Below are 21,379 nucleotides of genomic sequence, written 5' to 3' on the forward strand. Positions count from 1 at the left end.
AGTGCTCCAGGGTGAGGGGGTCGGTCGTCAGGCTTACTTGCCGCTGCCGGGGCCGCCGCCCCGGACGCTGCTGCCGCGTCCCCAGCCCCAGTACGACCCGACGGTCGAGTGGTAGCGGGGGTGTGCGGTTTTCATGTCTTCGAGCAGGATCACCGAGCCGGCGGCGAGCGGCAGGATCACCACCGAGTCGTCGTCGTAGCGCAGGTACACACCGCTGCCGTCGGTGTAGCGGTCGCTCGGCCGCCACTTGTCGGTCAGTTCCTTGGCGACCCGGGTCGGCGACTTCGACGAGGTGTACGCGATCGCTTCCCTGCCGATGTCCCGACTGGCCGCCCTGGTGTACTTGTCCTTCACGTAGCCGCGGGGCGAGAAGGTGCCGTTGACGATCGCGAAGCCGGCGACCAGCACGCCGACCACGGCGACCGCCATGCCCACCACGATCCAGCGTCGGTACGTCATCGCAGTGCCACCACCGTCTCGGTCAGGACCAGTTCGTTGGTCTGGGGGTATGCGTGCCAGGTACGCCAGCCGACCGACCCGTCCGGAGGATCGGTGCGTACGGCCAGCGCGGTGACCGCGTCCGGATCCCCGGGAAAGACCCCGACCAGGGCGTACGGGTCGGCGGCCAGGTCGGCGCGGAGCGCGGCGATACGGGCGTGCAGCTCACCGGCGGCGGGACGCAGCACGGTGGCGGTGAACCGGTAGCCGCCCGCCTCGTCGTGCAGGGAGCCAGGCAGGTGCGGTGGGCGACCGGGCAGGCAGGCGACCGTCTCGGTGAGCCCGTCACCACCTGCGGAGTCGGTGAGCACGACCTGGTGGGACGCGCCGAGCAGGCGCAGCCGCAGCCGGACGTCGCCGGGCAGTGTGAGGTCGCGGACGTGCAGCGCGGGACGCTCCGGGCCGCCGATTGCCAGGCTCAGGTCCGCCGCGCAGGTGTCCACATAAGGGGTGTCGAGGCTCACCAGCACGTCAGACCGCTCCCGGTCCGGCCTGCGGGTACACCATCACGTCGGCGCGGTGCAGTTGCTCGCCCCGGGCGACCTCCCAGCCGGCCTGCCCGTACGCCTCGAAGGAGAGCCGCTCGCCACTCGATGTCCGGTAGTCGTGGTAGCGGACGGTGCCGTTCGGGTCGAGTCCGGTGCTGCCGACGGCCGTGTAGCGGGCCTGGCCGGACTCCTCGGCGGCGTAGCGGCGGCCGGCGAAGTCGAGGGTGTGCGCACCCGGGGTGATCGTCGCGGCCGGCTCGGCGGTCCAGAGCACCAGCTCCAGGTCCGGGTCCTCCTCCACGGAGAGCCACCGCTTGTCACCGTCGACGGTGTCCAGCAGGTGCTCGGCCCAACTCCAGCTGCCCTCGGCGAAGTACACCGAGCCGCGGACCGCGTACGACACGCGGCGGATCTCGACGATGTCGCCGGGCTTGAGCCTGCGCGGGTCGCCGCGAAGCGCGTCGCTGTCGGTGTCGCGGAACGGGTCCACGGGTGCCGCCGGCGGGGCCTGCTTGCGACTCTTGCGCAAAGCCACCAACGCCACCACTATGCCGGCGACTCCGACCAGACACCCAAGCGTCGTCACCACGTACGCCATGGCACCGTTCATGCCGACCACCTCCCCAAGTGCGTCGGCGCAGACGGTAACAACCCCGCGCACCTGGGGAAACTCAAGCACGAGCCGGTAATCGCCCGACTACCGAGCGTTCCATCAGGTGTCCCAGGTTCGGGGGACAGACGGAGCCGACCCCGCCGGCGGGGCGGGGTCGGCTCCGGGTGGGACGGCTCAGCCTGCGCTGACGGCCAACCCCTCCTTGCTGTCGGCGAGGTCGACCTTGACGGTGTCGCCGTCGCGGATGGTGCCGGAGAGCAGGGCCCTGGCGAGCTGGTCTCCGATCGCGGTCTGGACCAGGCGACGCAGCGGGCGAGCGCCGTAGATCGGGTCGTAGCCATGCTCGGCGAGCCACTGACGCGCGGGCTCGGTGATGTCCAGCCCCAACCGGCGGTCGGCGAGGCGGTTCCGCATCCGTTCGAGCTGGATGTCCACGATGGAGCGCAGATCCTCCCCGCGCAGCGCGGCGAAGACCACGATGTCGTCGAGACGGTTGAGGAACTCCGGCTTGAAGTGCGAGCGGACCACCGCGAGAACCCCCTCGCGGCGCTGCTCCTCGGCCAGCATCAGGTCGCTGATCACCGACGACCCGAGGTTGGAGGTGAGGATCAGGATCGCGTTGCGGAAGTCCACGGTGCGGCCCTGGCCGTCGGTGAGCCGACCGTCGTCGAGGACCTGGAGCAGCACGTCGAAGACGTCCGGGTGGGCCTTCTCCACCTCGTCCAGCAGGATCACCGAGTACGGCCGGCGGCGCACCGCCTCGGTGAGCTGCCCGCCCTCCTCGTAGCCGACGTACCCGGGCGGGGCGCCGACCAGGCGGGCGACGGAGTGCTTCTCGCCGTACTCGCTCATGTCGATGCGGACCATCGCCCGCTCGTCGTCGAAGAGGAATTCGGCGAGCGCCTTGGCCAGCTCGGTCTTACCGACACCGGTCGGCCCGAGGAAGAGGAAGCTTCCGGTGGGGCGGTCGGGGTCGGCGACGCCGGCGCGTGCCCGGCGTACCGCGTCGGAGACCGCTCCGACGGCCTCGGCCTGGCCGACGACCCGGCTGCCCAGCGACTCCTCCATCCGGAGCAGCTTGGCCGTCTCACCTTCCAGCAGCCGGCCCGCGGGGATGCCGGTCCAGGAGGCGACGACTGCCGCGATGTCGTCCGCGCCGACCTCCTCCTTGAGCATCGCCCCGTCGGCCTGGAGCTGGGCGAGCTCCTCCTCGGCCTGCTTCAGCTCGACCTTGAGGGCGGGGATCCGGCCGTAGCGCAGCTCGGCGGCGCGCTCCAACTCGCCGTCCCGCTCCGCCCGCTCGGCCTCGCCGCCCAGGCGCTCCAGCTCCTCCTTGGCGGTGGACAGCTTGGTGATGTGACTCTTCTCGGTCTGCCAGCGCTCGGAGAGCACAGTGAGCTGCTCACGCTTGTCGGCCAACTCCTGACGCAGCCGGGCCAGCCGCTCGGCGGAAGCGGCATCCGGCTCCTTGGCCAGCGCCATCTCCTCGATCTCCAGCCGCCGGACCGCCCGCTCGATCTCGTCCACCTCGACCGGCCGGGAGTCGATCTCCATGCGGAGCCGGGACGCCGACTCGTCGACCAGGTCGATCGCCTTGTCGGGCAGGAACCGGTCGGTGATGTACCTGTCGGACAGCGACGCGGCGGCGACAAGCGCGGCATCGGTGATCCGGACGCCGTGGTGCACCTCGTAGCGCTCCTTGAGGCCACGCAGGATGCCGATGGTGTCCTCGATCGTCGGCTCGCCGACCAGCACCGGCTGGAAGCGGCGCTCCAACGCCGGGTCCTTCTCGATGTGCTCGCGGTACTCGTCAAGCGTGGTCGCACCGACCATCCGCAGTTCGCCGCGGGCCAGCATGGGCTTGAGCATGTTGCCGGCGTCCATCGAGCCCTCGCCCTTGCCGGCGCCGACGACCGTGTGCAGCTCGTCGAGGAACGTGATGACCTGCCCGTTAGAGTTCTTGATCTCCTCCAGGACGGACTTGAGCCGCTCCTCGAACTGGCCGCGGTACTGGGCGCCGGCGACCATGGCGCCGAGATCCAGCGATACCAACTTCTTGCCGCGCAGCGACTCGGGGACGTCGCCGGCCACGATCCGCTGGGCCAGGCCCTCCACGATCGCGGTCTTGCCGACACCGGGCTCGCCGATCAGCACCGGGTTGTTCTTGGTACGCCGGGAGAGCACCTGGATGACCCGGCGGATCTCCGAGTCCCGGCCGATGACCGGATCGATCTTGCCGTCCCGTGCGCTGGCCGTCAGGTCGACGCCGTACTTGGCGAGGGCCTGGTAGGTCTGCTCGGGGTCAGCGGTGGTGACCCGACGGTCGCCACCCCGGACGGTCGGGAACGCGGCGACAAGGGTCTCCTCGGTGACGCCTGCCGACTTCAGCGCGCTGGCCACCGCGCCACCGACCCGGGCGAGGCCGGCGAGCAGGTGCTCGGTGGAGGTGTACTCGTCGCCCAGCGGACGGGCGATCTGCTCGGCGGCGCCGATGGCGTTGACGAACTCCCGGGCCAGGGTGGGCTCGGCGAGGCTGGAGCCGCGTGCGGCCGGCAGGCCGTCGACAGCGCGCTGGGCTGCCCGACGCAGCTCGGCGGGGTCGGCCCCGACGGCGCGCAGCAGGCCGGTGGCTGTCGAACCGTCGGTGTCCAGCAGCGACAGCAGCAGGTGCCAGGGCTCGACGGTGGCGTGGCCGCGCTGGTTCGCGAGTGCGACGGCGCCGGTGATGGTCTCGCGGCTCTTGGTGGTGAGGCGTTCGGCGTTCATGGGCTCCCCCGGATCGGCGTTGTCCATTGGGTTGGACACAACCAGAGTTGAGCGTATTCCACTCAACCTTACCGCTGTGACACCCATCACTCGCGGCGACGCCACCGCCAGTCAGGGCCTTCGATTGCCGAGGGGTCACTCATCTCCGGATCTGCCGCCTGTTCCGGAAGCTGTAGCCTTGCCCGGTGCGAGTACGTGTCGAGCAAACCGCCCTGCCGGGCATCGGCGTGCGTCATGATCTGGTGACGGAGTCTGGACGCCGCCTGGGAGTCGTTTCCCACCGGAACGGCCGCCGCGATCTTGTCCTCTACGATCCGGACGATCCAGATTCCTGCCAGTCGGACATCCCGCTCACCGACGACGAGGCGGAGGCGTTGGCCGACATCCTCGGCGCGTCGCTGATGCTCGGCCAACTGTCCGGGCTGCGCGAGCAGGCCGCCGGTCTGCTCACCGAGCAGATCGCCATCCCGGCCGGCTCGCGGTACGTCAACCGGATGCTCGGTGACACGAAGGCACGCACCCGCACCAGCGCCTCCATCGTGGCGGTGCTGCGCGACGGTGAAGTCAACGTCTCACCGCTTCCCACCTTCCGCTTCGCAGCCGGCGATGTGGTGGTCGTCGTCGGGACCCGCAAAGGGCTCGACGGCGTGTCCGCCATCCTCGCCGACAGTGACCCGGACGGCTGAGGCGGATGCACGATTCCACAACCCTTCTCATCGAAGTCGGCGCGCTGCTCCTCCTCCTCGGGATCCTCGGGCGGCTCAGCCGCAGGGTGGGCCTGTCACCCATCCCGCTCTACCTGCTCGCCGGGCTCGCCTTCGGCCACGGCGGGCTGCTGCCGCTCGGCGCCAGCGAGGAGTTCTTCGCTGTCGGCGCCGAGATCGGCGTCATCCTGCTGCTGGTCATGCTCGGGTTGGAATACTCGGCAAACGAACTCGTCGGCAACCTCCGCTCGGCTGCTCCGGCCGGCCTCATCGACGGCGTACTCAACGCACTGCCCGGCGCGGCCTTCGCCCTGCTGCTCGGCTGGGACTGGGTCGCCGCCCTGGTCCTCGGCGGCATCACCTGGGTCTCCTCCTCCGGCGTGATCGCCAAGGTCCTCGGCGATCTGGGCCGGCTCGGTAACCGGGAGACACCGGTGATCCTCTCGGTGCTCGTCATCGAGGACCTGGCGATGGCTCTCTACCTGCCGCTGGTCACCGCCGTACTCGCCGGCACGGGCCTGATCGGCGGCGGCATAGCCCTCGCCATCGCGGTGGGCACCGTCCTGGTGGTGCTTGTCCTCGCCATCCGGTACGGCCACCTGATCTCGGCCGCGCTGTCGGCGAAGGACCCGGAGGCGCTGCTGCTCGGCGTACTCGGTCTGACCCTGCTGGTCGCGGGCATCGCGGCGAAGCTCCAGGTGTCCGCGGCGGTCGGCGCGTTCCTGGTCGGCATCGCGCTCTCCGGGCCGGTGGCGCACCACGCCACCGAGATGCTGTCGCCGCTGCGGGACCTGTTCGCCGCAGTGTTCTTCGTCTTCTTCGGCCTGGTCACCGACCCACGGGACATCCCACCGGTGCTGCTGCCGGCGCTCGCGTTGGCCGTGATCACGATGGCGACGAAGACGCTCACCGGGTACCTCGCGGCCCGCCGGGTCGGCATCGGCGAGCCGGGTCGCTGGCGGGCCGGCCTGGCACTCGTACCCCGTGGGGAGTTCTCCATCGTCATCGCCGGGCTGGCGGTGGCGGCCGGCAGCGTCGAGCCGCGGCTGGCCGCGCTGGCCACGGCGTACGTCCTGATCACCGTGGTGACCGGTCCGATGCTGGCCCGACTGCCGGACTTCCAGTGGTTCAAACGGTGGCTACGCAGCCGCGCGCTCATCCAACGAAGCGCGCCGATCCCCGTCCCCGACTGACCTCGCCGCCGCCGCTGTCGTGCCGTCGACAGGCACGACAGCGGCGGCGACGGTCAGCGGATCTTCCGTTCAGACCAGCACAGCCAACGGTTGCCGAATTGCGCCCCTGCGGGTACTACCGCAGCAACCGGCGGGCAGGTTACCGTTTCGCCCCAGCAGCCACGGTCCGCAGGTGGCCAGTGCCGACGCGGGCGAGAGCGGAAGGTTGGCCGGTGAGCGTGCAGGAGTCGACGTTCCACGGCTTTGCCAACCCCGTCGATCCGACTCCGGCGGAGTTGCGAGCCTGGGCATTCCAGCCCGATTCGGTGCCGCTTGCTTCCATGCCGCCCGACTGGGACCTCCTCGTCTCCGGCGACCGGCTGGTGCTGACGCTCTTCGACCTGGCCATGGACCCGACCTGCCCGGCTCGACGCTTCGCGCTGCACTGCCTCTACATCTACGCCGCCGACGGCATCCGGACGAAATTCCGCGCCCACCCCAAGCGGCGCTTCCGCAAGCTGGTCGAGCAGGCCGAACGCGACGGCGACGAGTTGATGAGAATCTGGGCGCACAACGGCCGGGTACTCCTCGCCCGACCGGACCTGTTCGTCTACCGGGACTGGTGCGAAGGCGGTCTGGTCCGCGAGAACCGCCGCCTCGGCTGACACGCGACCGCCGGCCGAACAGGCGATGAGCGACGGGCCGGGACCCCCCGTGGGTCCCGGCCCGCACATCGTTACCGGTCAGTCGTGCTTCCGGCCGGGTTCAGGCCGAACGCGTCCGCCGGAGTCAGCGCGGCCACCGTGGTCAGCGCGCTCGCCGTTGTCAGCGCGCTCGCCGTGGTCGGCCTCGTCGGCGCGGTCACCGTGGTCGGCGAACCGCCCTTCGACGATCCGGTCCCGGAAGCTGCCCTCGGTCACCTTGTCGAACTTCGCGCGGACGGTGTCGGCCAACTGTTCCAACCGGTCTTCCGTCTGCTCCGCCAGCTTCTTCGTCGGCCCCGCCATCGTTCCCCCTTATCGGGCCGATAGGCCCGAATTGAGGCGGTAGGACCCGTATTGACAGGCTAACGGAAAGGGTCCGGCCCGCGCCGAAAAATCGACACGGGCCGGGAGCCGGGAACGACGAAAGTGAGCTACGGGTCAACGGTCCGGCGTACGGCGGGGACGCCACACCACAAGCGCCGTGGACGTGCGGTTGGTCGGCACCAGGTCACGGCCCGGGAAGCGGGCCAGCGACTCCAACTCGGCCACCCGGCGGTACGCGGCGTCCAACTCCGCCTCCAGCCGGGCCACCCGCTGCTGCGCCTGCTCCAGCAGCCGTTCCAGCCCGATGATCCGCTTGACGCCGGCAAGGTTGATCCCGTCGTCCTGACTGAGCCGCTGCACCTCGCGCAACAGCACCACGTCCCGAACGCTGTACCGGCGTCCGCCGCCAGCAGCCCGGCCCGGCTGCACCAGCCCCAGCCGGTCGTACTGGCGCAGGGTCTGTGGGTGCATCCCCGCCATCCGTGCCGCGACCGAGATCATGAGCACCTTGGCCTCGTAGGCCGGGTCACCCGAACCGAGGAACTCGCCCGACATCCCGCTCACCTCCGCGTCCATCCCACCGGACTAACTGACCCGACGCACCCGGGCGTCGAGATGTTCCCGCGCCGCCGCCGGACTCTGCTCGGCGAACGCCTCAAGTGCCGTGCGCGCCTCGTCGGACAGGCGGGCCGGCACCACCACCTCCAGCGTGACCAGCAGGTCGCCGGCCTGCCCGTCACGGCGGACCACACCCTTGCCTCGGGCCCGCAGCACCCGCCCGCTGGGCGTGCCCGGCGGAACCCGCAGGGTCACCGCACCGTCGAGCGTGGGCACCCGCAGGTCCGTGCCCAGCACGGCCTCCGCGAAGGTCACCGGCACGGTCAGAGTCAGGTCGTCTCCGGTACGCCCGAACAGCTCGTCCGGTCGAACCTTGACGTGCACGAACAGGTCACCGGCCGGTCCGCCGCGCTCACCTGGCTCACCGCGCCCGGCAAGCCGGATGCGCTGGCCGTCGGCCACTCCGGCAGGGAAGCGCACGTTAAGCGTGCGGGTCTTTGTGACACCGCCGCTGCCGTGGCACTCCGGGCACTTCTCCTCCACGACCGTGCCGACGCCCTGACAGTTGCGGCACGGCTCGGAGAAGCTGAACGACCCCTGGTCCCGAGTCGTCACGCCAGCGCCGTGGCACACCGGGCAGGTACGCGGCTGGGTGCCGGGCTTGGCACCGTTGCCGTGGCAGGTGTCGCAGACGCCCGGGGCGCGCAACGTCAGCGGCAGGGTCACCCCGCGGACCGCGTCGCCGAAGTCCAGCGCCACCTCGGTCTCCACGTCCCGGCCGCGGGCCGGACCACGCGCAGTTGCCTGCCCGCCCGCCTGCCCGCCGGAGAAGATCGAGCTGAACAGGTCCTGGAAGCCGGCACCGCCGAAGCGACGGTCACCGCCACCGCCCGCACCGCCACCGAACAGGTCGGACACGTCGAACGGCACGCCGCCCGGCTGGCCGGAGCCACGGGCGTTGCGCCGGAACGCGCCCGAGCCGAACAGCGAGCGCATCTCGTCGTACTCCCGGCGACGGCCGGCGTCCGACAACACGTTGTACGCCTCGGACACGGCCTTGAACCGCTCCTCGGCCTTCGGGTCGCCCGGGTTGTGATCCGGATGCGATTCCCGGGCCAGCTTGCGGTACGCCTTCTTGATGTCATCCGCGGAGGCGGCCTTGTCCACGCCGAGCACGGCGTAGAAGTCCTTCTCGAGCCAGTCCTTCGAACTCACCGGTCCACCTCCTCTCGACCGTCGTGGCCCGGCCGTCCCGCCCACCGCTGCGCGGGGGACGGGACGGCCCGGTCACTGTCTCGCACTATTCCGGATCCGCGACCGCTACCAGCGCGGGGCGCAGCAGCCGCTCACCGAGCTGGTAGCCGCGGCGCATGACCTGCACGCAGGTCGGCTCGCTGACGTCGGCCGAGGTCTGGTGCGCGACCGCCTCGTGCCGGGTCGGGTCGAACGGGTCGCCCTGCTCGCCGAAGGCGGCCAGGCCGAACTTGCCCAGCGCGGTGGTGAGCTGCTCCGCCACCGAGCCGAACGGCCCGACCAGGTCGCCGTGTTCCCTCGCCCGGTCGAGGTCGTCGAGGATCGGCAGCAGCGCGGCCAGCACAGAGCCGGTCGCCTGCTCCTGCACCAGGCTGCGGTCCCGGTCGACCCGCTTGCGGTAGTTGGCGTACTCCGCCGACACCCGCTGCACGTCCCTGGTCCGCTCCTCCAACTCGGCCCGGAGCGCCTCCAGCTCGGCACCGAGTGACGTCCCGGTGCCGCCGCCGTCGACGGGCTGCGCCGGGGCGTCCACCACCGGCGGACCGGACGGCGTCGACCCTTCGACAGAGGTCGCCTCGATCTCGATCTCGTCGACCACTACCTCGGCATCCTCGACGAGGCCCTCGGCCGAGACGTCGCTCCCCGCGTCGGTGGCGGTGCCCTCCGGCTCCGTCGTGTCGGTGAGCTTGCGGTTGTTGCGGATGACCACCCGCTCCTCGTCACCGGTGGCTGGCTCCGTGGGCGCGGAGCCACCCGGCGTCGACCCGGCGTCGTCCGGGTCGGCGGCTCGTGACTTCTGCGTCATGCGGCTACCTCATCCCTTCGCCGTGGATACGTGCCGGAGGCCGACGGTCACTTCTTGCCGTCCTCGTCCACGATTTCCGCGTCGACCACGTCGTCGGGACCGCCGGCAGCACCCGCCTGCGGGCCGGTCGCACCGGGACCTGCCGCACCCGGGCCGGCCTCGCCGCCGGGCTGCTGGCCCTGCTCGGACTGCTGCGCGTAGAGCAACGAGCCGGCCTGCTGGGAGACCTGCGCCAGGCGCTCGTGCGCCGACTTGATCTTCTCGATGTCCTGACCGCCGAGGGCACCACGCAGCTCGCCGAGCGCCTCGTTGAGCTGCTCCCGGTTCTCGCTGGGCAGCTTGTCGCCACTCTCGGCGAGGAACTTCTCGGTCTGCCACTGGAGCGCCTCGGCCACGTTGCGGGTCTCGGCGTCGTCGCGGCGGCGCTTGTCCTCCTCCGCGTGCTCCTCGGCGTCCCGGCGCATCCGCTCGATGTCGTCCTTCGGCAGCGAGGAGCCGCCGGTGATCGTCATCTTCTGTTCCTTGCCAGTGCCCAGGTCCTTGGCGTGCACGTTGACGATGCCGTTGGCGTCGATGTCGAAGGTGACCTCGATCTGCGGCACGCCGCGCGGCGCCGGCGGAAGGCCGGTCAGCTCGAAGGTGCCGAGCTTCTTGTTGTAGGACGCGATCTCCCGCTCACCCTGGAACACCTGGATGAGCACCGACGGCTGGTTGTCGTCCGCAGTGGTGAACACCTCGGAGCGCTTGGTCGGGATTGTGGTGTTGCGCTCGATCAGCTTGGTGAAGATGCCGCCCTTGGTCTCGATGCCCAGGCTCAGCGGGGTCACGTCGAGCAGCAGGACGTCCTTGACCTCGCCCTTGAGCACGCCGGCCTGCAGAGCGGCGCCGACGGCAACGACCTCGTCCGGGTTGACGCCCTTGTTGGGGTCGCGACCGGTGAGCTGCTTGACCAGGTCGGTGACGGCCGGCATCCGGGTGGAGCCGCCGACCAGGATCACGTGGTCGACGTCGGAGACCTTGATCCCGGCGTCCTTCACGGCCTGCTCGAACGGGCCCTTGCAGCGGTCCAGCAGGTCCTGCGTCATCCGCTGGAACTCGGCGCGGCTGAGCGTCACGTCCAGGTGCAGCGGGCCGGCCGCGCCAGCGGTGATGTACGGCAGGTTGATGTTGGTGGTGGTGGCGGCGGACAGCTCGATCTTGGCCTTCTCGGCGGCCTCACGGAGCCGCTGGAGCGCCATCTTGTCCTGGCCCAGGTCGATGCCGTGCTCGCCGCGGAACGTCTTGACCAGGTGGTCGATGATCCGCTGGTCCCAGTCGTCCCCACCGAGCTGGTTGTCACCGCTTGTGGACTTGACCTCGACAACGCCCTCGGCCAGTTCGAGCAGCGACACGTCGAAGGTGCCGCCGCCGAGGTCGAAGACCAGGACGGTCTGCTCCTTGGAGCCCTTGTCCAGCCCGTACGCCAGGGCGGCCGCGGTCGGCTCGTTGACGATCCGCAGCACGTTGAAGCCGGCGATCTCACCGGCCTCCTTGGTCGACTGGCGCTGGCCGTCGTTGAAGTAGGCCGGGACGGTGATCACCGCGTCGGTGATCTGCTCACCCAGGTACGCCTCGGCGTCCCGCTTGAGCTTCATGAGCGTCCGGGCCGAGATCTCCTGCGGGGTGTACTTCTTGCCGTCGATGTCGACGGACCAGTTGGTGCCGATCTCCCGCTTGACCGAACGAATCGTCCGGTCCGGGTTGGTCACCGCCTGGCGCTTCGCGACCTCACCGACGAGCACCTCGCCGTTACGGGCGAACGCGACGATCGACGGGGTCGTCCGCGAGCCCTCAGCGTTGGCGATGACGGTGGGCTCACCGCCCTCGAGAACGCTGACGCAGGAGTTCGTCGTGCCGAGGTCGATACCGACCGCACGTGCCATCTTCGCTTCCTCGCTTCGTAAGGTTGTGCAGGTGGCGGGTGTTGCCCGCGACTGCCTGGCGGGCGCCGCCCGCAGCGGGCCCCACCACAAGTTGAGTGAACTTGACTCAATAGTGCCACGCGTTGGCGAATCGTCAAGTCGAGTTGAGCCGACCCGACGCAACCCAGACGTTATTACCGTCCGGTTGTCTTCCCTTGCATCGGTCGGGCACGCTTTAGCGGTGACGACGCACGGCGATTCCGCCACCCGTTCCGGCGCGCCCGCCGTCGCAGCCCGCACCGGCCCGCCGGACGCCGCGGAGGAGCCGCCCGCCACCACCGGGGACGACAGCCTCCCCGGCGCGCTGACGGGCCTCCGGGCCGCGATCGGTGCCGCCCGGTATCCCCTCGCGCTGCCCTCCGCCAACTCCGCCCGGCACACCGCCACGGCCCTCACCGACCAGCTCGACGACTACCTGCTGCCCCGGCTCGCCCGCCTGGACGCCCCTCTGCTCGTGGTGGTCGGCGGCTCCACCGGCGCGGGCAAGTCGACGCTTGTCAACAGCCTGGTGAAGGCCCGCGTCAGCGCCGCCGGTGTGCTCCGGCCCACCACCCGCTCGCCGGTGCTGGTCTGCAACCCGGCCGACGCCACCTGGTTCCGGCAGGGTGACCTGCTGCCCGGGCTGACCCGCACCACTGAGCCCAGCGAAGACCCCCGCGCCCTGCACCTGGTCACCGCCCCGGCCCTGCCGCCCGGCCTGGCCTTCCTCGACGCACCCGACATCGACTCGGTCGTCGACGCCAACCGGGCGCTCGCGAGCCAACTGCTCGCCGCCGCCGACCTCTGGCTCTTCGTCACCACCGCCGCCCGGTACGCCGACGCGGTGCCCTGGGAACTGCTGCGCAGCGCGCGGGCCCGGGGCGCGGTGATCGCCATGGTGCTGGACCGGGTGCCCGCCGAGGCCAGCGACGAGATCGCCGCGCACCTGACCGAGATGCTCGCCGAGCAGGATCTGGGCCGGGCACCTCTCTTCGTCCTCCCGGAGACCTGGGTCGACGGCCAGGGGCTGCTCCCGGAGGGCGTCACCGCGCCGCTCGCCGACTGGTTCGCCCGGCTGGCCGCCGACGCCGACGCCCGCGCCGCCGTGGTCCGGCAGACCCTGGACGGCGCGCTGGCCGCCCTGCACCCCGCCGTCGAGGAGCTGGCCGACGCCGCCGACGAGCAGGTCGCCGCCGCCGACGGTCTGGACGAGCGCGTCCGGGGCGCCTACCGGGGCGCCGAGCGGACTGTCGAGCAGGGCCTGCGGGACGGCCGGCTGCTCCGCGGCGAGGTGCTCGCCCGCTGGCAGGAGTTCGTCGGCACCGGCGAATTCTTCCGCACGCTCGAAGCACGGATCGGTCGAATACGGGACCGGCTGGTGGCCGCCGTCACCGGTCGGCCTGCCCCCGCCGCCGAGCTGCGCAACGCCATCGAGTCGCAGCTCGTCACACTGCTGCGCGGGGTGGCGTCCGAGGCCGCCGAGGCCGCGTACACCGGGTGGAAGGCGCATCCGGCGGGCACCGACCTGCTTGAGCCGGGGCTCGCCCACCCGAGCGACGACCTGCCCGAACGCGCCGAGCGGATGGTCCGGGACTGGCAGCGCGGCGTGCTGGAACTCGTCCGGGTCGAGGGCGGCGACAAGCGGTTCGTGGCGCGCACCGCCGCGTACGCGGTCAACGCCACAGGGCTGGCCGTGATGATCGCCGTGTTCGCCTCCACCGCGTTCATTCCCACCGGGTTGGAGCTGGCCACCGGGGCCGGCACGACCGTCGCCGCCCAGGCCGTACTCCAGGCGATCTTCGGCGACCAGGCGGTGCGTACCCTTGCCGCGAAGGCCCGCACCGACCTGCTGGCCCGGGTACGGGCGCTGCTGGACACGGAGGCCGACCGCTTCCTGGCCCGCACCGCCGAAGCCCGGCCCGCCGCGGCGGCCGGTGACGAACTGCGCCGCGCCGCCGGCCAGGTCGAACTGGCCCGGCACCGCAGCGGCCTGGCCACAGGCAGCGACCTGCCGGCGGGCGGCGACGAGGAGGACTCCCGGTGACGAACATCGCCGGCCGGGTACGCGAGGCGTTCCGGGGCGACCAGCGCATCGACCCGGATGCGTTGATCGCCCGCGTCGACGCGGTACGCCGGTTCCTGACCGCCGTCGACGGCCTGCTGCCCGACGCCGATCTGGTGCCCGCGCACACCCTCGTCGAACGGGCCGGCACCCGGCTCGCGCTGTCCCGCGACCACACAGTTGTCGCCCTCGCAGGCGCCACCGGCAGCGGCAAGTCCAGTCTCTTCAACGCCCTGGCCCAACTGGAACTCTCGCCGGTAGGGGTCCGCCGGCCGACCACCGGCGTCACCCATGCCTGCGTGTGGGGTCCGCTGGAGGGCGCCAACCGGCTGCTCGACTGGACTGGTGTGCTGCCTCGGCACCGCTTCGTCCGCGAGAGCGCCCTCGACGGGGACGACGAGACGGCCCTGCACGGGCTGATCCTGCTCGACCTGCCCGACTTCGACTCGGTGCAGCGGTCCCACCGGCTGGAGGTGGACCGGCTGCTCGGCCTGGTCGACCAGGTGGTCTGGGTGGTCGACCCGCAGAAGTACGCCGACCGGGTGATCCACGACAGCTACCTGCGCGAGTTCCACAGGCACCGCGACGTCACCCTCGTCGTGCTCAACCAGGCCGACCGGTTGCCCCCGGCCGAGCTGCCTCGGGTCCTGGACGACCTGCGCCGGCTGCTCGACAGCGACGGGCTGACCGGAGTTCCACTGCTTGCCACCACCGCCATCGACCCGGCCGGGATGGTCGGGCTGCGCAACGCCCTGGAGCGGACCGTCGCCGAGCGGCAGGCCGCCCTGCGCCGGCTGGCCGGCGACGTCGACTCGGTGGTCGCCGGGCTCGACGAACTGGTCGGCTCGGCGCGACGCCCGGCCGGGCCGGACGACGCGGCCGTCGCCGGACTGAACCGGGCGCTGGCCGGCGCGGCAGGTGTGCCGGCGGTGGCCGAGGCGGTCGAGCAGGCGTACCGGCACCGGGCCGGCGCGGCCACCGGCTGGCCCGTGGTACGAGGCTGGCGTCGGCTCCGGCCCGACCCGCTGCGGCGCCTGCACCTACCCGGCCCGACCGGCGACCAGGCCGACCCGGCGGAGAGCCTTGTCGCGGCGACCTCGGTCCCGGACCCGACCGCCGCCCAACGCTCGGCGCTCGGCCTGGCGATCCGCGCGGTGGCCGACCGGGCCGCCGCCCACCTGCCCGCCGCCTGGCCGTCAGTTGTCACCGCGGCCGCCCGGTCCCGCCTGAACGACCTGCCCGACGCGCTGGACCGCGCCATCGCCAGCGCCGACCTCGGCCTGGACCGGCGGCCGCTCTGGTGGCGGGTCGTCGGCGCTGTGCAGTGGCTTGTCACCCTCGCCGCCGTGGTCGGGCTGGGCTGGCTGGTGCTCGGGTACGCGCTGCGGGTGCTCGGCCTGCCAGCGTTGGACAACCCGATGGTCGGCCAGGTGCCGCTGCCCACCCTGCTGCTGCTCGGCGGGCTGCTGGCCGGGCTTCTGGTGGCGGCGCTGACCCGCCCGGTGACCCGCTGGGCGGCCCGACGGGCACGCGGTCGGGCGCAGCAGCGACTGACGGTGAAGGTGGCCGACGTGGGGCACGAGTACGTGCTCGTTCCGGTGCGGACCGTGCTCGCCTCGTACGAGCAGGCACGGGAGGCGCTGGGGGACGCCGCCCACCGTTGACGCATCGCTACCGCTCTGCACAGCCCCTCCGGCGGCGTAGGGTCGGAGCATGGCCACGCCTCAGACCCCCTACGACGCGGTGCTGCACGCCGCACGCGACGTGACCAAGCTGGAGTCCGCCCTCGACGCCGAGATGCTCGGCAGTGCCCTGCTGGGCAGTGTCTACGCGATCGCGGAGACCGACCGCGACACCGCCGTACGGGAATTCGTGACCGGGTTCCTCGCCGCCACCGCCCGCCGCCGGATCGCGTCGGCGACCACCATCCGGCAGGTCTTCGCCATCCTCGTCCCGAACGCCGAGGGCGCCGAGCGGGTCCGTCCCGGCAGCCAGGCGCCCGCCTGGTCGGGTCAGCTCGGCCGGGTCCACCTCACCGGCAGCTGGGCGTACGGCGACGTGTACGGCGACCAGACCTCCTACCTCGCCACCTTCGCGTACGACGACGCGGCAGGCGGCCCGGAGCACGCGCTTGTGGCCCTCGTCGACCACAACATCGGGGTCACCAAGGACATCTTCGTCGGCGGGCCGGCGGAGCGGATCCTGGACCAGGTCCGGCAGATGTGCGCCGAGGACGAGCTGACCTGGTTCCGCACCGAGGACCCGTCCCGGCTGCGGGGCGAGGTGGCCCGCCATCTCTCGGTCACCGACGACCTGAGCGAGCTGCCCGGTGAAGGCTCGCTCGCCACCGACCGCGCGCTGGTGGGCGCCCGGCTGGCGATGCTGCCCACTGCCGCCGCCCCGACCAGCCCGGCGGAGGTCGAGCCGCTGTCCGCCGCCGAGCGCACCGACCTGGTCCGGCGTTTCCTTGCCGCTCCGGAGGCCGCGCGGTTCGGCCTCGACACCGTCGACGGCCCGGAGCTCGCCTCGCTGCACTTCTGCCTGAGCCTGCTGCTGGACCACTCGGCGACCTTCCCGGACGCCGACCCGATGCGGTGGAGCCCTGCGGTGTCCGGGCTCTTCCTGCTCGACTGGGTGCACCGCCGTGCCGTGCTCGACATGGACGACGCGGCCATGCTGCCCCGGGTGCTCCGCGCCTGGGCCCGGTACGCGTCACGCCAGCGCGGGCTGCCCGAGGCCGCCGCGACACGCACCGACGAGGCGATCGAGGAGATGGTGCCGGAGTTCGCGCGGCTCTACTCGACCGGCGAGCGGCGCAGCCCGGCCACGGCTGCGGTAGCCCAGCTGATGGCAGACGGCGTGGATCCGGACGACCCGGCCGCGCTCGACGCCTGGATCGAGGCGAACCGCCACCGCCTGGCCGACGACGGCGCCTGACGGCGCCAGCGCCGGGCGGGAGATCTCGCGCCGGGCGGCGTGAGCGTCTGACGACGCCGGGCGGCGTGTGCGTTCTGATGGGCGCCGGGCGGCGTGTGCGTCTGATGGGCGCCGGGCGGCACGGGGCTTGACGGCTCCGGGCCGGCCGGCGCGGTTCCCGCACGCCCTGCCTCCGCACGGCTCGATACACGCAGCGGCAGGTTCGCTCAGCGCAGCAGACCGAAGGCGAGAGCGGCGATCAGCGCGCCGACCACGCCTCCGGCAAGCACCTGCGGCACGGTGTGGTCGCGCAGTCGCACCCGGGACCAGCCGACCACCGCGAGCAGCGGTGCGGCGACGAGGAAGCCGCGTCCGAAGGTCATCGCCAGGATGACCAGCGTGCCGGCCGCCACCGCCGAGTGGATCGACATCTTCCACCAGTGGCTCACCGACACCGCGACCACCAACCCCACCAGCCCGGCCACCGCCAGCGCCAGCAGCGGCCGTGGCGCACCGAGCACTGTGAGCAGGACGAGCCCTGCCGTGACCGAGCCGAGGCCGACCAGCAGCGGTACCCGCCGCTGCTCCCGACGGCCGATGTGGTGGTCGGTGAACCGGCCCCGGCGCACCCCGCCGAGGATGTAGGCGAACGGGATGCCGGTGACGAAGAGCGTGGCGAGCAGGCCCCACGCCAGGCCGCGGCCACCGCCCGGGGAGCTGTGCCAGCTCACCGCGATCATCAGCAGCGACACCAGCACAGCCGGCGCGGTCAGCTCGGTGACCAGTCGGGCGATCCGCAGCCCCGGGCCGGGCCGGACGGCGACCGGGCGGGGCTCCGCACCGCCGCCCACGCCACCCCCTCCGGTACGTGCCTACCGTGGACCGTCGCCGCCCGTGTCGGTGGCGCCTGATCGTCACCGTACCGCTGCTGGAGCGGTGGGATGCCTCGGTCCGGCCGGCTAGGAGCCGACCGTAGGCGGCGGCGCGGTCCGGGTGAGCCGGGCGCCCGACGTCAGGGAGGGCCGGGAAGCCGGCGCTGTGGGGGCGACGGTCCGGAAAGCCGGCACCGTGGGAGTGGCGGTCCGGGAGGCCGAAGCCGTGGGAGTGGCGGTCCGGGTAGGTGGCCCGGCGGGAGGTGTGCACGGCGGTGTGCCGGCCGGCACGCTGTAGGTGCTCGTCGGGACGGCCGTGGGTGTCACCGGGTCCGTGGCCGTGGGCGTCACCGGGTCGGTCGCGGTAGGCGTTACCGGGTCGGTCGGCGTCGGGCTCGGCGTGGGTGTCGGGGTCGGGTCGGGGTCCGGTGGCCCGGTGGGCGACGGCACCGGCGACGGACTGGGCGGGCGCGCGGCCGGTGGGGTGCTCCGGGTCGCACGCGGTACCGGCGGCGCGGGGGCAGCCCGGTGTGCGGGCACCCTGTCGTCGGCCGTCGGCCCGGACCTGGACTCGCCCGCTGCGGGTCGGGGAGCCGCGGGCAGCCAGCCAGGGGTCGTCGTCGGATTGGCGCCGGGCGTGCCCGGTGGTGGGAGCGCCGGCTGGGCGGTCATCGGCATCGGGATGACCACCGGCCCGACCGACGGCGTCGGGATGAACGGTGTGCCGCTGTCCGGTAGGGCGGTGCTGCCCTGGGTGGCCGAACCCGCGCTGATCGCGGCGAGGATGGGCATCGACGCGGTGCCGACGAGTAGCGCGACGGTGAGCAGGTAGCCCCGGGAAGGGCCGCCGATGCCTGGTGCGCGGTGCGCCCCGACCACCCGGCGGTAACCACCAGCGGCCCGGTGTCGGCCGAGCAGCGGTACACCGGCACCGTCACCTGGCTCGTCCACCGCGCCCCCTTGTCGTTCGCTGCTGTCGTTCGCTGCTGTCGTTCGCTGCTGTCGTTCGCTGCTGTCGTTCGCTGCTGTCGTTCGTCGCTGCGGGAGAACAGGCGTCGTCGCCCGGAAGCCGGCAAACCACCCGATCAACGCGATCCTGTGGCAATCAGCCTGACTTAGTTACCGTCCGTCAGCTAGTCCCCACCGCGTGTCGACACGCAGCACTGACCGAACGGTGACGAATCATCGCCGGATCGCCCGGTGGACGCGCTACGGCACGATGAAGACAAACGGCAGCAAACCGTAGACGTTCGGAATGCGGGGCAGGCGTACTGTGGGCGCGCTCACCTGCTCTGCGAATATGGAGCACGACGGCAACGCAGCCGTGACCGCCGCGCACCCTCGCGGCAGGCGCGGCCCGGCGCCGGCGCTCCCGAACCGGGTTCAGCCAAGAATCCGGCTCACGCCGCGCGGCAACCCCCACCGGGGCTAGGCGCGGCCGCCAGGAACCGGCCCGGCAGCAGCCGGGCAGGCGCACGAGTTGCGCGGCCGGGTGACCCCCCGGTGCCGCCGCAGACACGACAGGGAGACACCGATGGCAAAGGGCGACCCCGGGGGTACCCCCACCCGCGGCAGGCGGGCTGCACCCCGCTCCAAGAAGCGCGCGGCCGGCGATCCGGACCTGGTACAACTGCTCACCCCCGAAGGCGAACGGATCGACAGCGTCATCGGGCCGGACGGCATCGAGTACCGCGTCGACTTCACCGACGAGGAGTACCGCGGGCTCTACCGCGACCTGGTGCTGGTCCGCAAGCTGGACGCCGAGGCCACCGCGTTGCAGCGGCAGGGCGAGCTGGGCATCTGGGCCAGCCTGCTCGGCCAGGAGGCGGCCCAGGTCGGCTCCGGGCGAGCTCTGCGTACGCAGGACATGGCCTTCCCGACCTACCGGGAGCACGGCGTCCTCTACTGCCGGGGCATCGACCCGATCATGCCGCTCGGCCTGTTCCGCGGCGTCGACCAGGGCGGCTGGGACCCGAACGAGTTCAAGTTCAACATGTACACGATCGTGATCGGGGCGCAGACCCTGCACGCCACCGGTTACGCCATGGGCATCACCATGGACGGCAAGACCGGCACCGAGGACGGCGAAGCAGTGATCGCCTACTTCGGCGACGGGGCCACCAGCCAGGGTGACGTCAACGAGGCGTTCGTCTGGGCCGGCGTGTTCAACGCGCCGATGGTCTTCTTCTGCCAGAACAACCAGTACGCGATCTCCGAGCCGCTGGAGCGGCAGACCCGCATCCCCCTCTACCAGCGGGCCGCCGGCTTCGGCTTCCCCGGCATCCGGGTGGACGGCAACGACGTGCTCGCCACGTACGCGGTCACCCGCACGGCGCTGGACAACGCCCGGCACGGGCAGGGTCCGAGCCTGATCGAGGCGTACACCTACCGGATGGGCGCGCACACCACCTCCGACGACCCGACGCGTTACCGGATCGCCAGCGAGGTCGAGGCGTGGCAGGCCAAGGACCCGATCGCCCGGGTACGGGCGTTCCTGGAGAAGCAGCAGATCGCCGACGCCGCCTTCTTCACCGAGGTCGACGAGCAGGCCCGCCGCGAGTCGGTGCACCTGCGCGAGCGGGTGCTGGCCATGCCCAACCCGGAGCCGGTGACGATGTTCGACCACGTCTACCCCAACGGGTCTCCGCTGCTGGACGAGCAGCGTGCGCAGTTCAGCCGCTACATGGAGTCGTTCGAGGGGAGCGCACACTGATGGCCACGGAGACGCTCACCCTCGGAAAGGCCCTCAACACCGGTCTGCGCCGCGCCCTGGAGAACGACCCCAAGGTCATCATCATGGGCGAGGACGTCGGCAAGCTCGGCGGCGTCTTCCGGATCACCGACGGGCTCCAGAAGGACTTCGGCGACCAGCGGGTGATCGACACCCCGCTCGCCGAGTCGGGCATCATCGGCACCGCCGTCGGCCTGGCCATCCGTGGCTACCGGCCGATCTGCGAGATCCAGTTCGACGGCTTCGTCTACCCCGCGTACGACCAGATCGTGTCGCAGGTGGCAAAGATGCACTACCGCTCGCGCGGCAAGCTCAGCATCCCCATGGTCATCCGCATTCCGTTCGGCGGCGGCATCGGCGCTGTCGAGCACCACTCCGAGTCGCCGGAGGCGTACTTCGCGCACACCGCCGGCCTGAAGGTGGTGTCCTGCTCCAACCCGCAGGACGCGTACGTGATGATCCAGCAGGCTGTCGCCTCGGACGACCCGATCGTCTTCCTGGAGCCCAAGCGGCGCTACTGGGAGAAGGGCCAGGTCGACCTGGACGCGCCGCTGTCCGAGGCGTACCCCCTGCACTCGGCCCGCGTGGTGCGGCCCGGCAGCGACGTGACAGTGCTGGCCTACGGGCCGATGGTGCGGACGTGCCTGGAGGCGGCGACCGTCGCCGCCGAGGACGGCCGGGAGCTTGAGGTAATCGACCTGCGGTCACTGTCCCCGCTGGACCTGACGGCCGCGTACGAGTCGGTGAAGCGCACCGGCCGCGCGGTGGTGGTGCACGAGGCGCCGTCGAACATCGGCCTCGGCGCCGAGTTGGCAGCCCGGATCACCGAGGAGTGCTTCTACTCCCTGGAGTCGCCGGTGCTGCGGGTCACGGGCTTCGACATCCCCTACCCGGCGGCCCGGGTAGAGGAGGAGTTCCTGCCCGACCTGGACCGGGTGCTCGACGCCGTCGACCGCACGTTCGGTTGGTGAG

The 21,379-nt window shown here is 71.8% G+C and carries 19 protein-coding genes; 9 read left to right on the top strand and 10 right to left on the bottom strand.

The window, feature by feature from the left end:
* Positions 1-33 precede the first annotated feature (33 nt).
* The 4 genes from F4558_RS25945 to clpB form a co-directional block, all read right to left on the bottom strand.
* A complete protein-coding gene (locus tag F4558_RS25945) occupies positions 34-459 on the bottom strand; it encodes a DUF4247 domain-containing protein (protein ID WP_053651911.1) in 426 nt (141 codons plus the stop codon).
* Entirely contained in the window at positions 456-968 is a 513-nt protein-coding gene (locus F4558_RS25950) for a DUF2617 family protein (protein WP_053651909.1), read from the bottom strand. Before F4558_RS25950 ends, F4558_RS25945 begins: the two co-directional genes overlap by 4 nt.
* Position 969: 1 nt before the next feature.
* The gene (locus F4558_RS25955; protein WP_053652343.1) at positions 970-1,596 is read right to left on the bottom strand and encodes a DUF4178 domain-containing protein; all 627 of its coding nucleotides are present in this window, start codon (positions 1,594-1,596) and stop codon (positions 970-972) included.
* Between the two features lie 177 nt (positions 1,597-1,773).
* Positions 1,774-4,365, bottom strand: a complete 2,592-nt coding sequence (gene clpB, locus F4558_RS25960) for an ATP-dependent chaperone ClpB (protein ID WP_053652342.1) — start codon at positions 4,363-4,365, stop codon at positions 1,774-1,776.
* Positions 4,366-4,550: 185 nt separating this feature from the next.
* On the opposite strand from clpB, the gene F4558_RS25965 reads away from it, so the two are divergent.
* From F4558_RS25965 to F4558_RS25975, 3 genes are all read left to right on the top strand, one after another.
* On the top strand, positions 4,551-5,051 hold the full coding sequence (locus F4558_RS25965) for a cation:proton antiporter regulatory subunit (RefSeq protein WP_053651907.1): 501 nt from the start codon (positions 4,551-4,553) through the stop codon (positions 5,049-5,051).
* Positions 5,052-5,056: 5 nt separating this feature from the next.
* Positions 5,057-6,262 (top strand): cation:proton antiporter, encoded by a 1,206-nt coding sequence (locus F4558_RS25970; RefSeq protein WP_167946324.1) that lies wholly within the window; start codon positions 5,057-5,059, stop codon positions 6,260-6,262.
* A 212-nt stretch (positions 6,263-6,474) separates the two neighbouring features.
* Positions 6,475-6,906: a hypothetical protein gene (locus tag F4558_RS25975; protein ID WP_053651904.1), complete on the top strand. Its 432-nt coding sequence runs from the start codon at positions 6,475-6,477 to the stop codon at positions 6,904-6,906.
* Between the two features lie 78 nt (positions 6,907-6,984).
* On the opposite strand, the gene F4558_RS25980 is transcribed toward F4558_RS25975, so the two are convergent.
* From F4558_RS25980 to dnaK, 5 genes are all read right to left on the bottom strand, one after another.
* Entirely contained in the window at positions 6,985-7,248 is a 264-nt protein-coding gene (locus F4558_RS25980) for a hypothetical protein (protein WP_167942856.1), read from the bottom strand.
* Between the two features lie 135 nt (positions 7,249-7,383).
* Positions 7,384-7,824, bottom strand: a complete 441-nt coding sequence (locus F4558_RS25985) for a heat shock protein transcriptional repressor HspR (RefSeq protein WP_030332087.1) — start codon at positions 7,822-7,824, stop codon at positions 7,384-7,386.
* 30 nt (positions 7,825-7,854) lie between these two features.
* Positions 7,855-9,042, bottom strand: a complete 1,188-nt coding sequence (gene dnaJ / locus F4558_RS25990) for a molecular chaperone DnaJ (RefSeq protein ID WP_053651900.1) — start codon at positions 9,040-9,042, stop codon at positions 7,855-7,857.
* 85 nt (positions 9,043-9,127) lie between these two features.
* The gene (grpE, locus tag F4558_RS25995) at positions 9,128-9,886 is read right to left on the bottom strand and encodes a nucleotide exchange factor GrpE (protein ID WP_167946326.1); all 759 of its coding nucleotides are present in this window, start codon (positions 9,884-9,886) and stop codon (positions 9,128-9,130) included.
* Between the two features lie 47 nt (positions 9,887-9,933).
* Positions 9,934-11,808 carry a molecular chaperone DnaK gene (gene dnaK / locus F4558_RS26000; RefSeq protein ID WP_167946328.1) on the bottom strand — a complete coding sequence of 625 codons (1,875 nt, stop codon included), beginning with the start codon at positions 11,806-11,808 and terminating at the stop codon, positions 9,934-9,936.
* Positions 11,809-12,028: 220 nt separating this feature from the next.
* Here dnaK and F4558_RS26005 point away from each other — a divergent pair, with 220 nt between their 5' ends.
* From F4558_RS26005 to F4558_RS26015, 3 genes are read left to right on the top strand one after another with little or no spacing between them, the layout of a single operon-like run.
* The gene (locus tag F4558_RS26005; protein WP_053651894.1) at positions 12,029-13,870 is read left to right on the top strand and encodes a GTPase family protein; all 1,842 of its coding nucleotides are present in this window, start codon (positions 12,029-12,031) and stop codon (positions 13,868-13,870) included.
* Positions 13,867-15,552, top strand: a complete 1,686-nt coding sequence (locus F4558_RS26010) for a GTPase (protein WP_053651892.1) — start codon at positions 13,867-13,869, stop codon at positions 15,550-15,552. The genes F4558_RS26005 and F4558_RS26010 overlap by 4 nt, the downstream gene beginning before the upstream one ends.
* Positions 15,553-15,601: 49 nt before the next feature.
* Complete coding sequence (locus F4558_RS26015; protein WP_053651890.1) at positions 15,602-16,825, top strand: hypothetical protein; 1,224 nt, start codon at positions 15,602-15,604, stop codon at positions 16,823-16,825.
* A gap of 206 nt (positions 16,826-17,031) precedes the next feature.
* On the opposite strand, the gene F4558_RS26020 is transcribed toward F4558_RS26015, so the two are convergent.
* Positions 17,032-17,655 carry a phosphatase PAP2 family protein gene (locus F4558_RS26020; RefSeq protein ID WP_053651888.1) on the bottom strand — a complete coding sequence of 208 codons (624 nt, stop codon included), beginning with the start codon at positions 17,653-17,655 and terminating at the stop codon, positions 17,032-17,034.
* A 319-nt stretch (positions 17,656-17,974) separates the two neighbouring features.
* On the opposite strand from F4558_RS26020, the gene F4558_RS26025 reads away from it, so the two are divergent.
* The 3 genes from F4558_RS26025 (at position 17,975) to F4558_RS26035 (ending at position 21,378) form a co-directional block, all read left to right on the top strand.
* The gene (locus F4558_RS26025; RefSeq protein ID WP_167946330.1) at positions 17,975-18,508 is read left to right on the top strand and encodes a hypothetical protein; all 534 of its coding nucleotides are present in this window, start codon (positions 17,975-17,977) and stop codon (positions 18,506-18,508) included.
* A gap of 702 nt (positions 18,509-19,210) precedes the next feature.
* Complete coding sequence (gene pdhA / locus F4558_RS26030) at positions 19,211-20,389, top strand: pyruvate dehydrogenase (acetyl-transferring) E1 component subunit alpha (protein ID WP_167946332.1); 1,179 nt, start codon at positions 19,211-19,213, stop codon at positions 20,387-20,389.
* Entirely contained in the window at positions 20,389-21,378 is a 990-nt protein-coding gene (locus F4558_RS26035; RefSeq protein WP_053651882.1) for an alpha-ketoacid dehydrogenase subunit beta, read from the top strand. The genes pdhA and F4558_RS26035 overlap by 1 nt, the downstream gene beginning before the upstream one ends.
* Position 21,379: the final 1 nt, after the last annotated feature.

It is taken from the genome of Micromonospora profundi, assembly GCF_011927785.1.
Taxonomy (GTDB): domain Bacteria; phylum Actinomycetota; class Actinomycetes; order Mycobacteriales; family Micromonosporaceae; genus Micromonospora; species Micromonospora profundi.

What these genes read in the sequence shown, in the direction of transcription:
- F4558_RS25945 (WP_053651911.1), bottom strand. Translation starts at nt 459, where the DNA reads ATGACGTACCGACGCTGGATCGTGGTGGGCATGGCGGTCGCCGTGGTC.
- F4558_RS25955 (WP_053652343.1), bottom strand. Translation starts at nt 1,596, where the DNA reads ATGAACGGTGCCATGGCGTACGTGGTGACGACGCTTGGGTGTCTGGTC.
- clpB (WP_053652342.1), bottom strand. Translation starts at nt 4,365, where the DNA reads ATGAACGCCGAACGCCTCACCACCAAGAGCCGCGAGACCATCACCGGC.
- F4558_RS25970 (WP_167946324.1), top strand. Translation starts at nt 5,057, where the DNA reads ATGCACGATTCCACAACCCTTCTCATCGAAGTCGGCGCGCTGCTCCTC.
- F4558_RS25980 (WP_167942856.1), bottom strand. Translation starts at nt 7,248, where the DNA reads ATGGCGGGGCCGACGAAGAAGCTGGCGGAGCAGACGGAAGACCGGTTG.
- F4558_RS25985 (WP_030332087.1), bottom strand. Translation starts at nt 7,824, where the DNA reads ATGTCGGGCGAGTTCCTCGGTTCGGGTGACCCGGCCTACGAGGCCAAG.
- grpE (WP_167946326.1), bottom strand. Translation starts at nt 9,886, where the DNA reads ATGACGCAGAAGTCACGAGCCGCCGACCCGGACGACGCCGGGTCGACG.
- dnaK (WP_167946328.1), bottom strand. Translation starts at nt 11,808, where the DNA reads ATGGCACGTGCGGTCGGTATCGACCTCGGCACGACGAACTCCTGCGTC.
- F4558_RS26015 (WP_053651890.1), top strand. Translation starts at nt 15,602, where the DNA reads ATGGCCACGCCTCAGACCCCCTACGACGCGGTGCTGCACGCCGCACGC.
- pdhA (WP_167946332.1), top strand. Translation starts at nt 19,211, where the DNA reads ATGGCAAAGGGCGACCCCGGGGGTACCCCCACCCGCGGCAGGCGGGCT.
- F4558_RS26035 (WP_053651882.1), top strand. Translation starts at nt 20,389, where the DNA reads ATGGCCACGGAGACGCTCACCCTCGGAAAGGCCCTCAACACCGGTCTG.